General features: G+C 71.1%; 14 protein-coding genes. 9 read left to right on the top strand and 5 right to left on the bottom strand.

What is annotated here, in order from left to right; genetic code table 11:
- The 5 genes from EBE87_RS23535 to EBE87_RS23515 all read left to right on the top strand — a co-directional run.
- Window positions 1-267 (top strand): helix-turn-helix domain-containing protein (locus tag EBE87_RS23535; protein WP_233560172.1); only part of this gene is annotated, 267 nt, incomplete at its 5' end.
- Window positions 268-281: 14 nt separating this feature from the next.
- Window positions 282-3,095 (top strand): XrtA/PEP-CTERM system TPR-repeat protein PrsT, encoded by a 2,814-nt coding sequence (prsT, locus tag EBE87_RS23530; protein WP_120640827.1) that lies wholly within the window; start codon window positions 282-284, stop codon window positions 3,093-3,095.
- Between the two features lie 12 nt (window positions 3,096-3,107).
- On the top strand, window positions 3,108-4,460 hold the full coding sequence (locus tag EBE87_RS23525) for a putative O-glycosylation ligase, exosortase A system-associated (RefSeq protein WP_120640828.1): 1,353 nt from the start codon (window positions 3,108-3,110) through the stop codon (window positions 4,458-4,460).
- 151 nt (window positions 4,461-4,611) lie between these two features.
- A complete protein-coding gene (locus EBE87_RS23520) occupies window positions 4,612-5,865 on the top strand; it encodes a glycosyltransferase family 4 protein (protein ID WP_120640829.1) in 1,254 nt (417 codons plus the stop codon).
- Window positions 5,862-7,946, top strand: a complete 2,085-nt coding sequence (locus EBE87_RS23515) for a hypothetical protein (protein ID WP_122140193.1) — start codon at window positions 5,862-5,864, stop codon at window positions 7,944-7,946. The genes EBE87_RS23520 and EBE87_RS23515 overlap by 4 nt, the downstream gene beginning before the upstream one ends.
- A gap of 15 nt (window positions 7,947-7,961) precedes the next feature.
- On the opposite strand, the gene EBE87_RS23510 is transcribed toward EBE87_RS23515, so the two are convergent.
- The 3 genes from EBE87_RS23510 to EBE87_RS23500 are packed head-to-tail and all read right to left on the bottom strand — an operon-like array spanning window position 7,962 to window position 10,899.
- Entirely contained in the window at window positions 7,962-8,975 is a 1,014-nt protein-coding gene (locus tag EBE87_RS23510) for a glycosyltransferase family 2 protein (RefSeq protein WP_158601004.1), read from the bottom strand.
- A gap of 5 nt (window positions 8,976-8,980) precedes the next feature.
- Complete coding sequence (locus EBE87_RS23505) at window positions 8,981-9,904, bottom strand: FkbM family methyltransferase (RefSeq protein ID WP_120640141.1); 924 nt, start codon at window positions 9,902-9,904, stop codon at window positions 8,981-8,983.
- Window positions 9,901-10,899, bottom strand: a complete 999-nt coding sequence (locus EBE87_RS23500; protein ID WP_120640142.1) for a glycosyltransferase family 2 protein — start codon at window positions 10,897-10,899, stop codon at window positions 9,901-9,903. The genes EBE87_RS23505 and EBE87_RS23500 overlap by 4 nt, the downstream gene beginning before the upstream one ends.
- Window positions 10,900-11,168: 269 nt before the next feature.
- Here EBE87_RS23500 and EBE87_RS23495 point away from each other — a divergent pair, with 269 nt between their 5' ends.
- Complete coding sequence (locus tag EBE87_RS23495; protein ID WP_120640143.1) at window positions 11,169-12,134, top strand: NAD-dependent epimerase/dehydratase family protein; 966 nt, start codon at window positions 11,169-11,171, stop codon at window positions 12,132-12,134.
- Here the strand turns inward: EBE87_RS23495 and EBE87_RS29145 are convergent.
- Window positions 12,127-12,288: a hypothetical protein gene (locus EBE87_RS29145; protein ID WP_158601005.1), complete on the bottom strand. Its 162-nt coding sequence runs from the start codon at window positions 12,286-12,288 to the stop codon at window positions 12,127-12,129. The genes EBE87_RS23495 and EBE87_RS29145 overlap by 8 nt on opposite strands.
- A gap of 72 nt (window positions 12,289-12,360) precedes the next feature.
- On the opposite strand from EBE87_RS29145, the gene asnB reads away from it, so the two are divergent.
- From asnB to EBE87_RS23480, 3 genes are read left to right on the top strand one after another with little or no spacing between them, the layout of a single operon-like run.
- Entirely contained in the window at window positions 12,361-14,274 is a 1,914-nt protein-coding gene (gene asnB, locus EBE87_RS23490) for an asparagine synthase (glutamine-hydrolyzing) (RefSeq protein WP_120640144.1), read from the top strand.
- A 3-nt stretch (window positions 14,275-14,277) separates the two neighbouring features.
- Window positions 14,278-15,819, top strand: coding sequence for an oligosaccharide flippase family protein (locus EBE87_RS23485; protein ID WP_147426165.1), 1,542 nt, complete (start codon window positions 14,278-14,280; stop codon window positions 15,817-15,819).
- A 2-nt stretch (window positions 15,820-15,821) separates the two neighbouring features.
- On the top strand, window positions 15,822-16,796 hold the full coding sequence (locus EBE87_RS23480; RefSeq protein WP_120640146.1) for a glycosyltransferase: 975 nt from the start codon (window positions 15,822-15,824) through the stop codon (window positions 16,794-16,796).
- An 8-nt stretch (window positions 16,797-16,804) separates the two neighbouring features.
- On the opposite strand, the gene EBE87_RS23475 is transcribed toward EBE87_RS23480, so the two are convergent.
- Complete coding sequence (locus EBE87_RS23475) at window positions 16,805-17,833, bottom strand: GNAT family N-acetyltransferase (RefSeq protein ID WP_122140192.1); 1,029 nt, start codon at window positions 17,831-17,833, stop codon at window positions 16,805-16,807.
- Between the last annotated feature and the right edge of the window lie 9 nt (window positions 17,834-17,842).

Raw genomic sequence — 17,842 nt, 5'->3', positions numbered from 1 at the left:
ACCATCTCGGCCGCCGACCTCGAGCTCTCGCCGCCGGCCGAACCCTCGGAGGTCGATCTCGACCTCCGCGCCGCCCGCCTGCGTGCTGAGCGCGCCACCATCGAGCGGGCGCTGGCCCGCTCCAACGGCTCGCTCGCCGCCGCCGCCCGCCTGCTCGGCATCTCGCGCCCCACCATCTACGGACTGCTCGAAACGCACCGCCTCTCGCCGAATCAGGCAGTCCCGGAACCTGAAGCCCCCGCCGCTACGCCTAGCGAAAACTCGTAGCAGGAGCATCCCCCATGCGCCGCATCCCCCCCGCCGCCGCGCCGCGCCTCCTGCGCGCCCTCCCCCTGGCGCTGGCGCTGTCCGCCGCCAGCCTGCCCTTCGCCCTGCCCAGCATGGCGGGGCCGCTGGAGCGGGCGCAGGAGGCCCGCGCCCGCGGCAACCTGCGTGAGGCGCAGATCGAGTTGCGCAACCTGGTGCGCGACCAGCCGGAGGATGCCGGTGCCCATGCCGCGCTGGCTTCCATCAGCCTCGACCTGAACGACACCGAGCTGGCGGAGCGCGAGGCCCGTGCGGCGCTGGAGCGGGGCTATGACGCCGCCGCCGGCACCGCGCTGCTGATGCGCTCCTACCTCGCGTCCAATCGTGCCGAGGTCCTGCTGCGCGACTTCCCGCAGGTGGAGACGCCAAAGCCTGTGGCGGCGCAGATCGCCGCCGCGCGCGCCCAGGCCCTGCTGATCCTGGGGCGGAAGGACGAGGCCGCGCAATCCGCGGCACTGGCGCGGCAGATCGCGCCGGATGTGCCGGAAGTGGGCATCGTCGCCTCCAACGTGGCGCTGGTGCAGGGCGACCGCGTGGCGGCAGAGGCGGTGCTGGATGCCGTGCTGGCCAGCCACCCTGACAATGCCGATGCGCTGCTGCGCAAGGGTGGGCTGCAATATGAGCGGCGCGACCTGCAGGCGGCGCTGGCGAGCTTCGACCGGGTGCTGCAGAGCGCGCCCAACTCGGTCGCTGGCCGGCTGCGCCGTGCCGAGACGCTGATCCAGCTCCAGGACGATGCCCGCGCCCGCGCGGATGTCGATGCCGCGCTGAAGGTCGTGCCGACGAATGCGCCCGCGATCTATATGCGCGCGCTGCTGGAGCTGCGGGCCAAGGACTGGACCGGCGCCGACGCCGATTTGCAGAAGCTTGGCCCGGCGCTGGGCAATTTCCCCAACGGATACCTGATGCAGGCCACGGCCAAGCAGGCCCTGGGGCAGAAGGCGCAGGCCGAGGATGCCGCCAGCCGCCACTTGGCCCGCAATCCGGATGACCCGCGCGGTGCCCGGCTGCTGGCCGCGCTGGCGCTGGAGGACAAGCGCCCGCGCGACGCCGCCGCCGTGCTGGCCACCCTGGCGGACCGCGGCAAGGCGGATGTGGAATCGCTGGAACTGCTCGGCACCGTGCAGTCCTTGCTGAACCGCCCGCGCGAGGCCGCCACGGCCTTCGAGAAGGCTGCCGAACTGGCGCCTCAGAATGCCAGCATCTTCAACCGCTTGGCCGCCGCACGGCTGGCCACCGGCGATGCCGCCGGCACGCAGGAAGCCGCCAACCGCGCCGTGGCGCTGGGTGGCGACACGCTGGCGACACGGCAGATGCTGGCTTTCGCCGCGCTGGCGCAGGGCGATGTCACCGCCGCCGAGGCCGAGATGGACCGCCTTGGCCCTGAAGGGCGCAAGGGCGATACCGGCGCCGTGCTGGACGGCACGCTGCTGACCCTGCGGATGGACCTGCCAGGCGCGCGCGCCGCCTTCGAGGGCGCGCTGCGCGACCACCCCAACTCCAATCCGGCGCGGATGGGTCTGGCGCGCGTTGCCTTCCTTCAGGACAAGCCGGAGGAAGCCGAGCGCCTGCTGGGCGAGGTGCTGAAGCAGGAGCCCGGCCATGCCGAGGCCGTGACGCAGCTGACCACCGCTGCCGCGGGCAATGGCCCCCGTGCCGCCGCCGCCCGCGCGGTGCTGGAGGGGGCGCAGGCCGCGCATCCGGGCGAGCCGCTGCTGGCCATGTCGCTGTCCGCCGTGCTGATGCGCGCCAATGAGCCCGCCAAGGCCGTGGCGGTGCTGGATGCCGAGCCGCTGCGCGCCAAGGGCGGCGTGGCGCTGACCCTAGCGCGATCCCGCGCCTATGCCGCCGCGGCGGACTGGAAGCGGGCGGAGGAAGCCGCCCGCCTCGCCCTGGCCGAGGCGCCCTCCTCCATCCTGGCCCGCCGCCAACTGGCCGGCCTGCTGGTGCGCAATGGCGACCCTAAGGGCGCCGAGGTCCTGATCCGCCAGGGCCTGCGCGAGGCCCCCGCCGATGCGACTTTGCAGCAGGCGCTGATCACGCTGGTGCGGGAGGCGCAGGGGCCGGCGGCGGCCATGGATGCCGCGCGGCAGCTCGCCTCCCGCCCGGAGGGGCGCCCCGCGTCCCTGGTGCTGCTCGGCGACCTGATGCTGGCGGAAAAGCAGCCGAAGCAGGCCGCCGAGGCTTATGCCGCCATGGCCAAGGAAGTGCCCTCCCCCATCCTGGCCCTGCGGCAGGCGAATGCCTGGCGCGCCGCCGGGCAGGCGGACAAGGCCGCGGCGGTGCTGCAGGCCTGGCTGGCCAATGCGCCCGACGATACCGATGCGCTGATGCTGCTCTCGCAGCTGGACATGCAGGCGGGCCGCATGGATGCCGCCGAGCAACGCCTGAGCCGGCTGGTGACGCTGAAGCCGCGCGACGCGGTGGCGCTGAACAACTTGGCGTGGCTCACCAGCCGGCACGAGGACAGGACGGCGGCGGCCAAGGCGGAAGCCCTGGCCCAGCGTGCCTATTACCTTTCGCCCAACCAGGAAACGGCGGATACACTGGGCTGGATCCTGGCCCGCAACGGGCAGGCGCCGCGCGCCGTGCCGCTGCTGCGCCGTGCCGCCGCCATGCGCGGCAGCACGCAGAACCCGGCCGCCGCCTACCGGCTGGCCTATGCGCTGAACGCCACTGGCGCGAAGGAGGAGGCCCTGGCCGTGCTCACCCCCGCCCTCGCCACCGAGCAGACCTTCCCCGAGCGCGCGGAGGCCAGCCGCCTGCTGGCCTCCCTGCGCGGCCGCTGAGGCAACCGTCCTATGCGTGACCTCGCCTTCATGGCGGCCATGGCGAGCCTGCTGCCTCTGGCGATCATGCGCCCGTTCGCCGGCGTGCTGCTGTGGAGCTGGATCTCCTTCATGAACCCGCACCGGCTGGTGTGGGGCTTCGCGATGGAGCTGCCCTGGGCCATGGCCGTCTTCGCGGCCACGCTGGTCGGCTGCGTGCTGGCGGCCGAGCCGAAGCGCCTGCCGATGAATGGCGTGACGCTGCTGCTGGTGGCGTTGCTGGGCTGCTTCACCGCCACCTCCTTCGCCGCCATGGGCGAACCCACCGCCGTCTGGGCGAAGTGGGAGGCCACGACAAAGATCATCATCGGCCTGCTGCTGACGGCCGCGCTGCTGACGGAGCGGCGGCGCGTGCAGGCACTGGTCTGGGTGATGATCATCTCGATCGGATACTACAGCGTGCGCGGCGGTATCTTCTCGATCCTGACCGGCGGCCAGTACCGCATCTGGGGCCCCGAGCAGACCATCATCACCGACAACAACCACCTCGCCGCCGCCATGCTGGTGACACTGCCGCTGATGCACTACCTGCGGCTGCATTCGAAGCACCCGATCGTGCGGAACCTGCTGCTGGCGGCCATGCTGCTGACGCTGCTGTCCATCGTGACCAGCTATTCCCGCGGCGCGCTGCTCGGCCTTCTGGGCATGGGCGGGATGATGTGGCTCCGCAGCAAGCGCAAGGTGGTCTCGGCCATCGTGATGACGGCCTGCCTCGCCGGTGCCATCGCCTTCATGCCGGGCCAGTGGGGCGAGCGTATGGAAAGCATTGGCAGCTACAAGCAGGACGAATCCGCCAGCGAGCGCCTGACGCTCTGGGGTATCTCGCTGGACCTCGCCTTGCAGCGGCCGCTGGTGGGCTCAGGCTTCACCGGCCCTTACACGCGGTCGGTGGTGGATACCGTGGCACCCGATGGCCCCGCCCGCGCCGTGCACAGCATCTGGTTCGAACTGCTGGGCGAGCACGGCTTCCCCACCTTCATGATCTGGACGGGGCTGAGTCTCACAGGGCTGTTCTACGCCATCCGCTTAGCACGCATGACGCGGCAAAGGCCCGACCTTGCCTGGGCGCATGACCTGGGGCGCATGGCCCAGGTCTCGATCATGGCCTACATGGTCAGCGGCAGCTTCCTGTCGCTCTCCTACTGGGATTTCTACTGGACGCTGCTGGTGGTTATCGCCGCCGCCTATGCCCTCGCCAAGCGTGCGCTGGCCGGCGAAACCCTGCCCGGCACCACCAGCGAAGCCATGGCCGCCGCCGGCTGGCGCAACCGCGCCGCCATTCCGGCCGTGGCCCGCGACGCCCTGCCCCGGAGCGCGCGCGCGTGACCGCCCCATTCCCCCGGACCGAGGAGGTCCCGCATGGACTCGATCTACTTCGTCTGCATGATCGCCGGCATCACCTGGCTGGCGTGGTGGAGCGTGCTGAAGCCGGGCACCATACCCTGGTCGCCCTTCGACATGCCGGAGGGCAGCACTGATGCAGCTCCAGACCAGGACGCTCCCGGCGCCGGCTGGCGTCAGCGCGCCCAGCCGCGCCAGCCGGCCACTCCGGCTGCTGACCTTCACGACGCTCTACCCAAACGCCGCGCAGCCCAATCATGGCGTCTTCGTGGAAAACCGCCTGCGGCATCTCGTCGCCGGGGGTGAGGCCACCAGCACCGTGCTGGCGCCGGTGCCCTGGTTTCCCTCCGCCTCCCCCCGCTTCGGGGATTGGGCGCGCTACGCCACCATCCCGCTGCGCGAGGAGCGGCACGGGCTGGTGCTGCACCACCCGCGCTTCCTGGCGCCGCCGCGCCTGGGCATGTTCACCGGCCCCGCCGCGCTCTATGTCGCCGCCCGCGCGGCGCTGCGGCGGCTGCTGGCGGAAGGCCACCGCTTCGACCTGATCGACGCGCACTACCTCTACCCGGATGGTGTGGCGGCGGTGCGGCTGGGGCGGGAATTCGGCCTGCCGGTAGTCATCACCGCCCGCGGTTCCGATACCAGCCAGTTGCCACATTTCCGCCTGCCCGGCCGCGCCATCCGCCACGCCATCGCGGAAGCCGATGCGCTGATCGCCGTCAGTGCCGGCTTGAAGGCCGGACTGGTGGAACTGGGCGCGCCGGAGGAGAAGGTGACGGTGCTGCGCAATGGCGTGGACCTGGACACCTTCCGCCTCGCGCCCTCTCCCGAAGTCGCACGGGCGGCGCTGGGCCTGGGGCCCAAGCACGAAACCGGGCCCCTGCTGCTCTCGGTCGGCCATCTGATCGAGCGCAAGGGCCACCACCACATCATCGCCGCGCTGCCGCAGTTGCCGCGCCATACCCTGCTGGTGCTGGGGGATGGGCCGGAACGCGCGGCCTTGCGGGATCTCGCCGAGCGCCTCGGCGTCGCGGACCGCGTGCGGCTGCTGGGCTCGCAGCCCCATGACCGGCTGTCGCTCTATTACGGCGCCGCCGACGCCATGGTGCTGGCTTCCTCCCGCGAAGGCTGGGCCAATGTGCTGCTGGAATCCATGGCCTGCGGCACCCCCGTCGTGGCCAGCCCCGCCTGGGGCAGCCGCGAAGCGGTGCGGGCCCCCGAGGCCGGTCTGGTGATGGACGAGATCACCCCCGAAGCCATCGCTGCCTGCGTCCGCCAACTCCTGGCCGCCCCGCCCTCCCGCGCCGCCACCCGTGCTTATGCCGAAGGCTTCGGCTGGGACGAAACCACGGCCGGGCAGGCCTCCCTGTTCCGCAAGGTGCTTGCATGACGCCTCCGTTCACGCTCGGCCGGCGCGCCGCACTGCTGGGTGCGGCGGCCCTGTTGGCCGCTCCCTCCCTGGCCCGGGCCGCGGCGGGCACGGGGCTGCCCTGCCCCGCCCGCCCCGGCGAGATCACCGGCCTGCTGCTGCAAGGCGGCGGTGGCCCCTCGGGCGCGGTGGCGGTCTTTGGCCAGGCCTTCCGGCCCGGAGACCTGCCGGCGGGCCATGTGCTGGAGGCGCGCCTGACGAATGGCGGCGCCCTGCCGGTGCAGCTCGATATCCGCAACCGCCACCCGGATGGCTCGGCGCGGCTGGCGCTTGTGGCATTGGCCACGCCCGCCCTGGGCCAGGGGCAGGTGGCCGGCGTGATGCTCTCCGCCCGCCCCGGCCAGCAGCCGGCGGCCGCGCCGCCGCAGGCCGGCGGGCGGCAGGCCATGGTGGAAGTCACCGGCCCCGGCGGCGAGACCTGGCGCCTGGACCTGCTCCCCCGCGCCCTGGCGGGCCGCCTCTGGCAATCCGGCCCGCTGGCGGCGCAGGGGCGCGTGGAGACCCTGGTGCCTCCCGGCGCGGCCGGCGGCGTCACCTCGCTGCGGCTGGTGGCCGATGTGTCGGTGCATGCCGATGGCGCACTGCGCCTGGATGCCTGGTTCCGCAACGACGTCGCCATGCGCCCCGGCGGCGGCTCGGCCCGCTACACGGCCCAGTTGCTGCTGGATGGCAAGCCGGTCGGGCGCTTCGATATTCCGCGCCAGTCGCAATATACCGCCTGGGGCCGGCTTTTCGTCTCCCGCCCCGGCGGCCCGCCGCCGCTGGTGCGGCAGGACCCCGGCTACCTGGCCGATGCCGGCGCGGTAGCGCGCTACAATACCGAACACGGGGTGGATGAAGCCCTGCTGGCGAGCCTGGGTGCCGCCATGGCCGCGCCGGACTGGGCCACGCCCCTGGGCGCGCGGCAGGTGGCGCAGGACATGTACCAGCCGGGCGGCCGCGCCGATATCGGCCCCGCCACCCAGTCCCAGGCCATTTGGCTGATGACGGGCGACCGCCGCGCCGCTGCCTTCGCCATCGGGCAGGCGGAGGCCGCCGGCTCGGTACCCTGGCACCACTGGGACCCCACGGGCGGCGACGGCAAGGGCGGCTGGCTGGATGTCCGCCGCTGGCCGCGGCTCTGGACCGATGGGCGGGGCGGCCCACCGCCGGGCGGCCTGATGCAGCCCATCGCCAGCGACACCGGCTGGGCGCCGGATTGCGCCCACCAGCCGGACCTCGGCTTCGTGCCCTATCTGTTGACCGGCCGCCGCGCCTTCCTGGACCAGGTCCAGGCACAGGCGGCCTGGAGCGTGGTCTCGCAATGGCCTGCGGCGCGCGGCAATCCCTCCAATTCCGGGCCGGGCGAAGGCTTCAATGTGGTGCGCACCAACCAGGTGCGCGGCGCCGCCTGGGCCCTGCGGCAATTGGACAATGCCGCCTGGGCCAGTGACGAGGGTGACCCCAACCTGCCCTATCTGCGCGCCTGCTCGGAAGGTAACTGGGCCTGGCTGCGCTCCCGCATCCCCGTCTGGACCAGGGAGCAGGGCGAGGTGCACGGCTGCATCCCCGGCACCTATGGCGCGCGCGGCATGCTGCCGCCCTGGCAGCAGGATTACTTCGCCTCCACCGCGGCATCCGCGGCACGGCGGGGCAACCCGGATGCGCGCTATGTGCTGGACTGGATGAGCAACTTCCTTGTCGGACGCTTCCTGTCCAAGGACAAGGGCTTCGACCCCTATGACGGAGCGGCCTATATGCTCGCCGCCGACCCCGGAGCGGGCGATGGCGAGACGCGGCCGCTGCGGAGCTGGGCGGAAACCGCGCGGGCCATGCGCGCCGCCGGCCTGTCCAACAACGGCGGCTGGAGCAAGTCCCAGGGCGACTACGCGCAACTGGCGCTGCAGTCCCTGGCGGCACTGGTCGATGTCACCGGCTCGGCCGATGCGCGCCGCGCCTATGCCTGGCTGTCCAGCGCCGGGGCGCCTTTTACCCGGCCGCAGGACTTCCGCCGCGACCCGATCTTCAGCATCGTGCCGCGCGGGGCCGGGCGCTGCGGCTGAGCAGGCTTCCGCCGCTCAGCCCCGCCGCAGCCGGCGCCGGACCGAAGCCAGCGACCCCAGCGAGAGCAGCACCGCGCCGCTGGCTTCCCGCACCAGCGGCGGCAGGCGCGCCACCTGCGCCTTCAGCCGCAGCCGCGGCGACTGGAGCGCCGGCAACATGGCCGCGATCTCCCGCACCGCCTGGTAGTCCCGGCGCGCGAAGGCGATCTCCAGCGCCTGCATCCGCCGCGCTGCGACACTGGCCCGCACCGCCGCCGCATGCGGTTGCCAGGATGGGCGCTCGGCCAGCAAGTGTTCCAGAATCCAGGCGTCGCCCAGATTCATCGCCTGCACATCGGCCGAGTGATTCGCAGCATGTTTGCGAATGCCCACCAGGGGCTGCTGCAGGATGCCGAAGGGCGCGTGCTCGGCCACTCGCAGGATGGTCGCGAAATCGCAGCCAACCCGCCGCCCCACCGAGACGTCCCAGCCGCCGACCTCCAGCAGGAAGCGCCGGTCTGCCACCATGCAGGACGGGAAGAAGGGCTGGAAATCCAGCAGCCGCTCGACAATCGGCTGGTCGAAGACCGACATCGAGGCGCCGAGCGGCCGCAGGCCATCCCAGAATCCCGGGGGAGCGTCCGCGAATTTCCGATCTTCCTGCCAGACGTCATCGCGGATGATGACGAAGTCGCTGAAGGCCACGCGCAGCGCCGGCTCCACCTGCCACATCCGCAACATTGCTGCCAGGAAGCCTGGCTTCCAGAGGTCATCGCTGTCGCAGAAGGCCACGAGGTCGCCCGTGGCCTCGGCCAGCCCGGCATTGCGCGCCTTCAGGTCGCCACCATTGGGGACGCGCAGCACCCGCAGCCGGCGGCCATAGCGCGCCAGCACGGCCGCGGTGTCGTCCGTGGAGCCATCATCGACGATGATGACCTCCAGCGGGCGCAGCGTCTGCGACAGGATGGCATCCAGCGTCGCAGGCAGCAGGGCAGCCCGGTTGTAGGTTGGCACCACCACGCTGATGGAGGCCACGGGGCGGCTGTCCATCGGCATCAGCCCTGCACGCGGCGGAAGAGCAGATCCGCCATCTCGAAATCATGCCGTTGCAGCGGCACAGGCGCGACATTCCGCCCGTGGTCGATGTAGAAGCCGCCATCGTAAGCGTTGGCGACCTCGAAGGGCCTGAAGCCAGCTTCAGCGAAGATGTCGAGGAACTCCTGCAAGGAACTGTCCAGCGCCGCCAGCGCCGCCGTTTTCACCTCCACCAGAATCTCCACATCCTGGCGCAGCGCCGGCAGCAGGTCGCGCATGCCCTTCACCACCATGATCTCGGCGCCCTCGACATCGATCTTGATCAGCCGGGCGGCAAGCAGCACCTCGACCGGCACGATTTCGCCCAAGGGGCGGCCTTCCACCAGTTCCTGCCGCTGCGTGCGGGTGGCCTCGGCCGCCACGATGGTGGTGCCGCCCAGGTTGGTTTCGTCATGTATGAAGACCGGCACGATGCCCGGCACCTCCGTCACCGCAATGTTGTAGGTGATGACATTGTAGATGTCGTTGGTGCGCAGGTTCTGGCGCAGGCGCGCATGAATCCATGGCGAGGCCTCGATCGCATGCACCTGCCCATCCGGGCTGACCAGGCGGGCTGCCAGCAGGGCGTGCATGCCCACATTGGCGCCGATATCCACCACCACATCGCCTGGCCGCAGCGCCTGGCGATAGATGGCTGTGACGCCTGGCTCCCAGACGCCGAAGAAATAGGCGTAGCTATGGACGGCATCCGGGAAGCTGCCGGCGAAGCGGCCGCCGAAGTGCGTGCGGGCTTCGATATCCATTTGCCGCCAGATGATGTGGCGCTGCACCACCCGGTCCCAGAGCCGCCGCTTGCCGAAGCTGAAAGGTGCGTGCTGAAAATACATCCGCAGCCCGGCACAGGCGGCGCGCAAGGCGGTTTCGCGCGCCCTAGCGGCCATCATGCGCCGGCCTGCACATGGAAGCGCTCGGCGCTGCTGTAGCGCCCACCCTCCGCCGCCGCCACGCCGGTGCCCTGCAGCCAGAGTCGCAGGAACATGCTGAGTTCCCGCAGCTCCCTTGGGTCCAGGGAGAAGGCGCTGAGCGCGAAGCCCAACGCATGGGCACGGCGGCCTGCGAGCAGGTTGTTCAGCGCCAGGCCCTTGCGTGCCTGGTAGCTGGCCCAGCGCAGTTCCTTCCGGAAGCCCCGCATCAGCGGGTCCGCCGCCGCCACGCGGTGCATGCGCAGGGTGCGTCCGCTCAGCCGGGCGCGGGAGGTGGTGAGGCCGGCATTGCCGCGCCGCCAGCCATAGACAGGCTCCGGCAGGTAATGCAGGGGCGCCAGCACGGAAAGCTTCGCCATCATCAGGAAGTCCTCGTAATAGCTGAGGCCTTCGGCGAAGCCGCCGGCGCGCAGGAGCAGGTCGCGCCGCGTCAGCATGGCGCCCAGGTGCATGCAGAAATCCGAGATCAGCAACCGGGTCAGCGCCGCGCCCTTCAGCCGCACCGGCCACTTCGCGCCGGCATGCCCCATCCGCCCCGCCAGCGAGGTTGCCGGCTCACGGGGGCTGTCATCGGCCTCGCCGGCGATGAAGCTGTGCGGGCCGCCGATCCAGCTGGCATCGGGGTGCAGTTCCAGCACGGCTTCCGCGTGTGCGATGCGGCCGGGCAGCCAGAGGTCGTCAGCATCCAGGAAGCCGACCCAGGTCGCCTGGGCCAGCCGAAGCCCTGCATTGCGTGCCGAGGCCGGGCCGGCATTGCGCGGCAGCCGGTGCAGCACCACGCGGGCATCGGCATCCCGCAGCGCCTGACAGGCGGCCAGGGTGGCGGGATTGCTTGAGGCGTCATCCACCAGAATGAGCTCACGCACCGCGGAGCGCTCGCGCAGCACCGATTCTGCGGCGCGCCGCAGCAGGTCCGGCGGCGTGTTGAAGACAGGACAGATGACGCTCACATCCATTGGAACAGCCTTCCCGTGACAGGGTCCGAAACGCCGCGGCCCGGTAAAAGCACTGGCGGGATGGGGTGCATCCTATCCGGGCTCTCCCCGACGTGAAGTAAAAATCTCCGACAGTTCTGATATTTTCACTTCAATACATGAAAATTACATCTGAAGTGATTTATTTACTGAAGATGTAATTAACATGGTCGTGTCTTTTTACACTTCATGATCTTCCTATATTTGGATAGCATTGTCAGCAGACAACGATGTCGGAAGGTCTTACGAACATGGCGACCATCCTTGTCACCGGCGGTTGTGGGTTCATCGGTTCGCATCTCTGTGCCGCCCTGCGCGCGCGCGGTGACCGCGTCCGGGTGCTGGACGATCTGTCCACGGGCAGCGAGGCCAACCTCGCGCCCGGCGCATCCCTACTGATCGGTGACGTTTCTCGCCCCGCCACCGTGCGGCAGGCGCTGGCCGGCGTGGATGCCTGCTACCATCTGGCTGCCATCGCCTCGGTCGAGCGTGGGGTGCAGGATTGGTATGGCACGCATTGCACCAATCTCTCCGGCACCGTGGCGCTGCTGGACGCGGCGCGGCTGCATGGGGTACCGGTGGTCTATGCCTCCTCGGCCGCCGTTTATGGTGCCGCCGATGCTCTGCCGCTGCATGAGGGCGTGGCGACGCGCCCCCTCTCCGCCTATGGCGCCGACAAGCTGGGCTGTGAGCAGCATGCCCTGGTGGCCGGCCATACTCATGGGCTGCGGACGGCGGGGCTGCGCTTCTTCAACGTCTATGGGCCCCGGCAGGACCCGCGCTCACCCTATTCGGGCGTGATCTCCATCTTCTGCGACCGCATCACGCGCGGGCAGCCGGTGCAGGTCTTCGGCGATGGGGAGCAGACGCGCGACTTCGTTTATGTCGCGGATGTGGTGCGGATGCTGCTGGCGGCGATGCCGGCGGCCTCGACAGCCGCGCCGGTCTACAACGTCTGCAGCGGCCAGCCGACCTCGGTGCTGGAGCTGGCGGCGCTGATCGCGGACCTTTCCGGCCAGTCGCTGGATCTGAGCCATGCCGCGCCCCGCGCCGCCGAGATCCGGCATTCGCTGGGCCAGCCGGCGCTGGCGCGCCGGGAGCTGGGATTGCAGCCGCAGACCTCGCTGCGGGAAGGCCTGGCGGAGACGCTGGCCTGGCTGGCCGCAGGCCGTCCTGGGCTGGCGGAGCGGGTCGAGCCGCTCCGGGCCGTCAGCTGAAGACGCTGCGGATGAGGAAGGCGATCACGGCCCAGCCCAAAGCGGAGCAGGCGCCGATGAACAGCACGGCGAAGGGCCAGCCCCAGCGCCGTGCCGCTGCGCGCGGAGCTGCCTGGTACTGCTGCGAACCCGCGACAAAGTCGTGAGCCTTCATTCACTTGTCTCCCGGCCGGCGGTGCGCCTTGCCGGCCCGCCTCGCGGTAATGTGTAGCAGGATCATCAACAAATGTGCGGCCTGGCAGGAATTTATTATTTAGACGGCGGCACCCGGCCGGAGGCCGCCGCGCTGCGCGCCATGACGGATGCCCTGCGCCACCGTGGCCCGGATGGCGAGGGCTTCCATATCGAGCCAGGCCTTGGCCTTGGGCACCGACGGCTGGCGATCGTGGACCTCGCCGGCGGCGCCCAGCCGATGTCCAGCGCCGATGGCCGCTTCGTCATCTCCTTCAATGGCGAGATCTATAACCACGCGGCGCTGCGGCAGGAGCTGGAGGCTATGGGCCACCACTTCCGCACCCGCTCGGACACCGAGGCCATCCTGCATGGCTGGGCGGCCTGGGGCACTAGTTGCCTGGACCGGCTGAACGGCATGTTCGCCTTCGCCATCTGGGACCGGGAAACCCGGCAGCTGGTGCTGGCGCGGGACCGGCTGGGCGAGAAGCCGCTGCACTACGCCCGGCTGCCGGATGGCGGCGTTGCCTTCGCCTCCGAGCTCTGCGGCCTGCTGGCGCTGCCGGAACTGCCTCGCCGCGTCGACCCCCAGGCGCTCGATGACTTCCTGGCCCTGGGCTATGTGCCGGACCCGGACACCATCTATGCCGGCATCCGCAGCCTGCCGGCCGGCCACATGCTGGTGCTGCGCCAGGGCCCGGCGGTGCTGCCGCCGCCCCGCCGCTACTGGCGCCCGCCCACCGCCCTGCGTGCCCGCCCCGCCGATGCGGCGGCGGAACTGGCGGCGCGGCTGGAGGAATCGGTGCGGCTGCGGCTGATGTCGGATGTGCCGCTGGGCAGCTTCCTCTCCGGCGGCGTCGATTCGTCTGCCGTGACCGCCCTGGCCGCGAAGGCGGCGGCGGGGCCGCTGCGCTCCTTCACCATCGGTTTCCCCGGCGGCGCGGATGAGCGCCCGGCCGCCGCCGGCATGGCGGCGCGGCTGGGCACCACGCATCTGGCCGAGGCCTCCTCCCCCAACTATCTCGATGCGGCGCGCACCCAGGCGGCGGTCTTCGGCGCCCCCTTCGGCGACCATTCCTCCGTGCCGACGCTGGCGGTCTGCACCCTGGCGCGGCGGCATGTGACGGTGGCGCTCTCCGGCGATGGCGGCGACGAGGTCTTCGCCGGCTACCGCCGCTACCGCTTCCACCAGATGGCTGAGGCGGTGCGCCGCACCCTGCCCGCCGGTGCCCGGCGGCGGGTGCTGGGCGGGCTGGCGCGCATCTATCCCAAGCTGGATACCGCGCCGCGCTGGCTGCGGGCCAAGCACACGCTGACGGAAATCAGCCTGGACAGCGCGCTGGGCTATTACCGCACCGTCTGCCGCGTGCATCAGGAACAGCGCCGCGCGCTCTTCTCTCCCTCCATGCGGGCGATGCTGCAGGGGCATGACCCTGGCGAGCGCTTCGCCACGCTGATGGCGGATTGCGACCCCGATGCCTCGCTGCTGCAGGCCCAGTATGCCGACCTGCATACCTATCTGCCCGGCGATATCCTGACCAAGGTGGACCGTACCAGCATGGCCGTCTCGCTGGAGGTGCGGCCGCCGCTGCTGGACCACACCCTGGTCGAGTGGGGCATGGCGCTGCCGGATGCGCTGAAGCTACAGCGCGGCCAGGGCAAGCAGGTGCTGCGGCAGGCCGTGGCACCGCTGCTGCCGGACAGCATTCTCAACGGACCCAAGCAGGGCTTCGCCGCCGCCATCGGCGGGCAGTTCCGCGAGGGTGCCGACACGGTCCGCGCCCGGCTGCTGGGCGCGCCCATGCTGGATTCGGGTCTTTTCGACCCCGCCGCCATCGCGGAGATGGTGGACCGCCACGCTTCCGGCCGGCACGACCACAGCCAGGCGCTGTGGCAGTTGCTGGTGCTGGAAGGCTTCCTGGCCGGCATGGCCGGCACCCGGGCGCAGCCCGCCATCGCCGAGGCCTGAAACGTGTCCGTACCTGACGAAACCCCGGGCAACATGCTCGGGCGCACGATGCGTGGCGCCAGCTGGGTCGTGGCCTGGCGGATGGTGACCCGCACGCTGGGGCTGGGCAGTACCCTGGTGCTGGTGCGCCTGCTGGCACCGGAGGATTTCGGCCTGGTGGCGCTGGCCACATCCTTCGCCATCGCGCTGGATGTCTGCCTTTCCATCGGCGTCGAGGACCAGATCGTCCGCACGCCCAATCCCCGCCCGGCGCTCTACCACACCGCCTTCACGCTGAACCTCATACGGTCCATCGTTTCCGCCGCCGCCGTGATGGTGGCGGCGGCGCCGGCGGCGCGCTTCTTCGGCGACCCGCGGCTGGAGGAAGTGCTGCTGGCCATCGCCTTCTCGGCCGGCGCGGCGGGGCTGACCAATGTGGGCACGGTGGATTTCCGCCGCCACATGACCTTCGACAAGGAATTCAAGCTGCAGCTGCTGCCGCGGCTGCTGGGCATCACCGTCACCATCGGCAGCGCCTTCCTGCTGCGCAGCCACTGGGCCCTGGTGATCGGCATCGTGGTCAACCGGCTGGCGCTGGTGCTGATGAGCTATGCCATGCACCCCTACCGCCCGCGCCTGGAACTCTCCGCCTGGCGGGAACTGGCGGGCGTCTCGGTCTGGAGCTGGCTGCTCAGCGTCGTCTGCGTCATCCGTGACAAGATCGACAGCCTGGTGATCGGCCGCACGCTGTCGCCGACGCAGGTGGGCGTCTTCGCCGTGGCCATGGAGGTTTCGACCCTGCCCGCCACCGAACTGGTGGACCCGATCTGCCGGGCCTGCATGCCCGGCTTCGCCGGTGCCCTGCGCGCCGGCAGCACCGAGGAGGTGGGCGAGGCCTATCTCCGCATCGTGGGGCTGATCGCGCTGCTGGTGCTGCCGGCGGGCTTCGGCATCTCCCTGGTGGCCGGCCCGGTGGTGGCGCTGGGCTTCGGCCAGGAATGGCTGGAGGCGGTGCCGGTGGTGGCGGTGCTGGGCGCCGCCTGGACCATGACGCTCTTCGGCAATGTCAGCAGCGCGCTGCTGAATGCCCGCGCCATGCTGCGCACGCTGATGTGCATCGCCGCCATCTCCGCCGTGGCGCGGCTGCCCCTGCTGCCCTTCATGATCTCCAGCTACGGTCTGACCGGCGCGGCCATCGCCACCGCCATCATCGTGGCGGCGGAGCATTCGCTGCTGGTGTCCTATGCGCTGCGGCTGCTGCACCTGCCGGCCTCGCGCCTGCTGGCCTGCACCCTGCGGCCGGTGGTGGCCACGGCGGTGATGGCGCTGGTGATGTGGTCGGCCGGCATAGGCTGGACGGCGCCCCCTGCCACGGCTGGCGCGGCGGCCCTGGAGCTGCTGGAGGGCGTCAGCCTCGGCATCGTCAGCTATGTGGCGGCGCTCGGCGCGCTCTGGACCCTGGCGGGCTGCCCGACGGGGGCCGAGGCCGATATGCTTGGCCTGCTGCGGCGCGTGGTGGGCCGGTTGCAGATGGGCCGCCGGCTGGCGGCCCTGCGGGGAAGCTGACCATGCGGACCCTGGAGTGGGTGGCGACAGAGGCGGCGCAGGCGCAGGCGGTGGAATGGGCCGTCGCGGTCTTCGCCCATAACGAAGCGGCCTCCCTGTCCCGCTGCCTGGAAGCCGTGGCGCGTGCGGGCCAGGGCCAGGCGATCGATGTGACGGCGGTGCTGAACGGCAGCACCGACGCCTCGCCCGACGTGGCCATGGCGGCGATGCGGCGGCTGGGTTTGCGCGGCCGCATCGCGCTGATCCCGCAGGCCGACAAGTCCAACGCGCTCAATCAGTATATCCACCGCCTGCGGGTGCCGGCGCCGCTGCATGCCTTCGTGGACGGCTATGCCGCCATCACGCCGGATTCGCTGCGCCTGCTGGCCCAGGCGCTGCGCGATGCGCCGGAAGCCCTGGCCGCCGCGGCGGTGCCCAGCACCGGGCGCAGCGCCGCGCTGCTGCGGCAGCAGATGCAGGAGTGCCCGGGCCTGCATGGCTCCCTCTTCATGCTGCGCGGCAGCTTCGTGGAGCGCATGGCGGCGCAGGACCTGCGGCTGCCGCTGAACTTCTACCGGGGTGACGGGCTGCTGTCCTCCCTGGTGCTGCATGATTTGGATGCCCATAGCGGCGACTGGCAGCCGCAGCGCATCGTGGTGGAGCCTCGCGCGACCTGGGAAGGGCCGGCGCTGCGCCCCTGGCGCTGGAGCGACCTGCGCCGCTACTGGCGCCGGCGGCTGCAGCAGGCGCGCGGGCAACTGCAATGGCCGGCGCTGCGGCAGGTGATCTACGACCCCGCCCGCGCCGGCTTCGCCGCCATGCCGCCGGAGGCCGATGCCATGACGCTCTCCTGGCTGGCCGAGGCGCCGAGCGAGCGCAGCCCCGGCTGGCGCCGCAATCCTTTCGGCGCCATGGCCCTGCGGAGGATGCGGCAGACGCCACCGCTGCCGCCGGAGGAGCAGCTGCTGCCCCGCGTGCTGATGGAATTCACGCCGTGAACCGGCGGCTAGCTTCGCCGCAACAGGGCCCGCAGCCGGGCCGTGATGCCCAACGCCGACCAGCGCGGCACCATCTCGGCCCAGACAAGGGGCAATTCGGCATCGGCCAGGCTGCGCTTGTAGCGGTCGGCACCGGCCAGGAAGTCATAGACACTGTCGCCGCGCGCCAGGGCATGCTCAATGGCCAGCGCATGGCAGGTCAGGCCGGGTTTCTGGTGTGGCCCCGCGCCGGCATGGTCCAACCCGCTCTGATAGGCATGCACATGCCCGCGCATGCGGAAGTTATAGAGATAGCCGACCTCCTCCCCGCCGGCCTCGATGCGCAGCATGTCCAGCTCGCCACGCGGCGCGGCGCGGCGGATCAGCGCCTCATGGAAGCGGCGCAGGAAGGGCGTGGCGAAGGCGCCGGGCTTGCCGCGGGCCTGCCACGTGGCCTCGTGCAGCCGGATCAGCGAATCCAGGAAGGCCAGGGCCTGGTCCGTGTTCTCGGCCCGGTGCAGCCTCAGCGGGCCGTAGCTGCGGTTGGAGCGGCGGATCTGGTAGCGGCTGTTGCCGCTGCGCCCGGCCAGCCAGTCGCCGCCCGCCGCGCGGATGGGCTCCAGCTCCAGCCGCGGCGCCAGCCGTTCCTGCCAGCGCAGCGCCACGCCACCGGCGGCGGGCGGCAGCGCGGGCGGCACGCCGTTCAGCACCAGCCGGCGGGCGCTGGCGCCCCAGGCGGCGCGCAGCAGCGGCGCCAGGGCCTGAGGATGCGCCAGCGGCGCATTGTGCTCGATGAAGGGCGCATCCATGCCGGCATCGCCGCTTTCGGCCAGATGCAGCCGGCGGCGGCGGCGGTTGAACAGCGCCAGCCCCAGCAGCCGGCCATTGGCCTCGGCGCGCAGCAGCACGGGGTCGGGGTAGCGTTCCTCCGCCAGGCATCCTACCCAGCTCCAGGACTGGAAGAAGGACGGGGCAGGCAGCTCTGCTTCCAGAGCGCGCCATTCTCCTTCAAGCTCAGCAAAACTCTGGACCGGCGCGAGACGAACCTGCACAGCCATGATCTTGTC

It is taken from the genome of Teichococcus wenyumeiae, from assembly GCF_003696345.1.
GTDB lineage: Bacteria > Pseudomonadota > Alphaproteobacteria > Acetobacterales > Acetobacteraceae > Pseudoroseomonas > Pseudoroseomonas wenyumeiae.
Note: the sequence above shows the minus strand (reverse complement) of the source record. Positions and strands in the feature narration are given on the sequence as shown.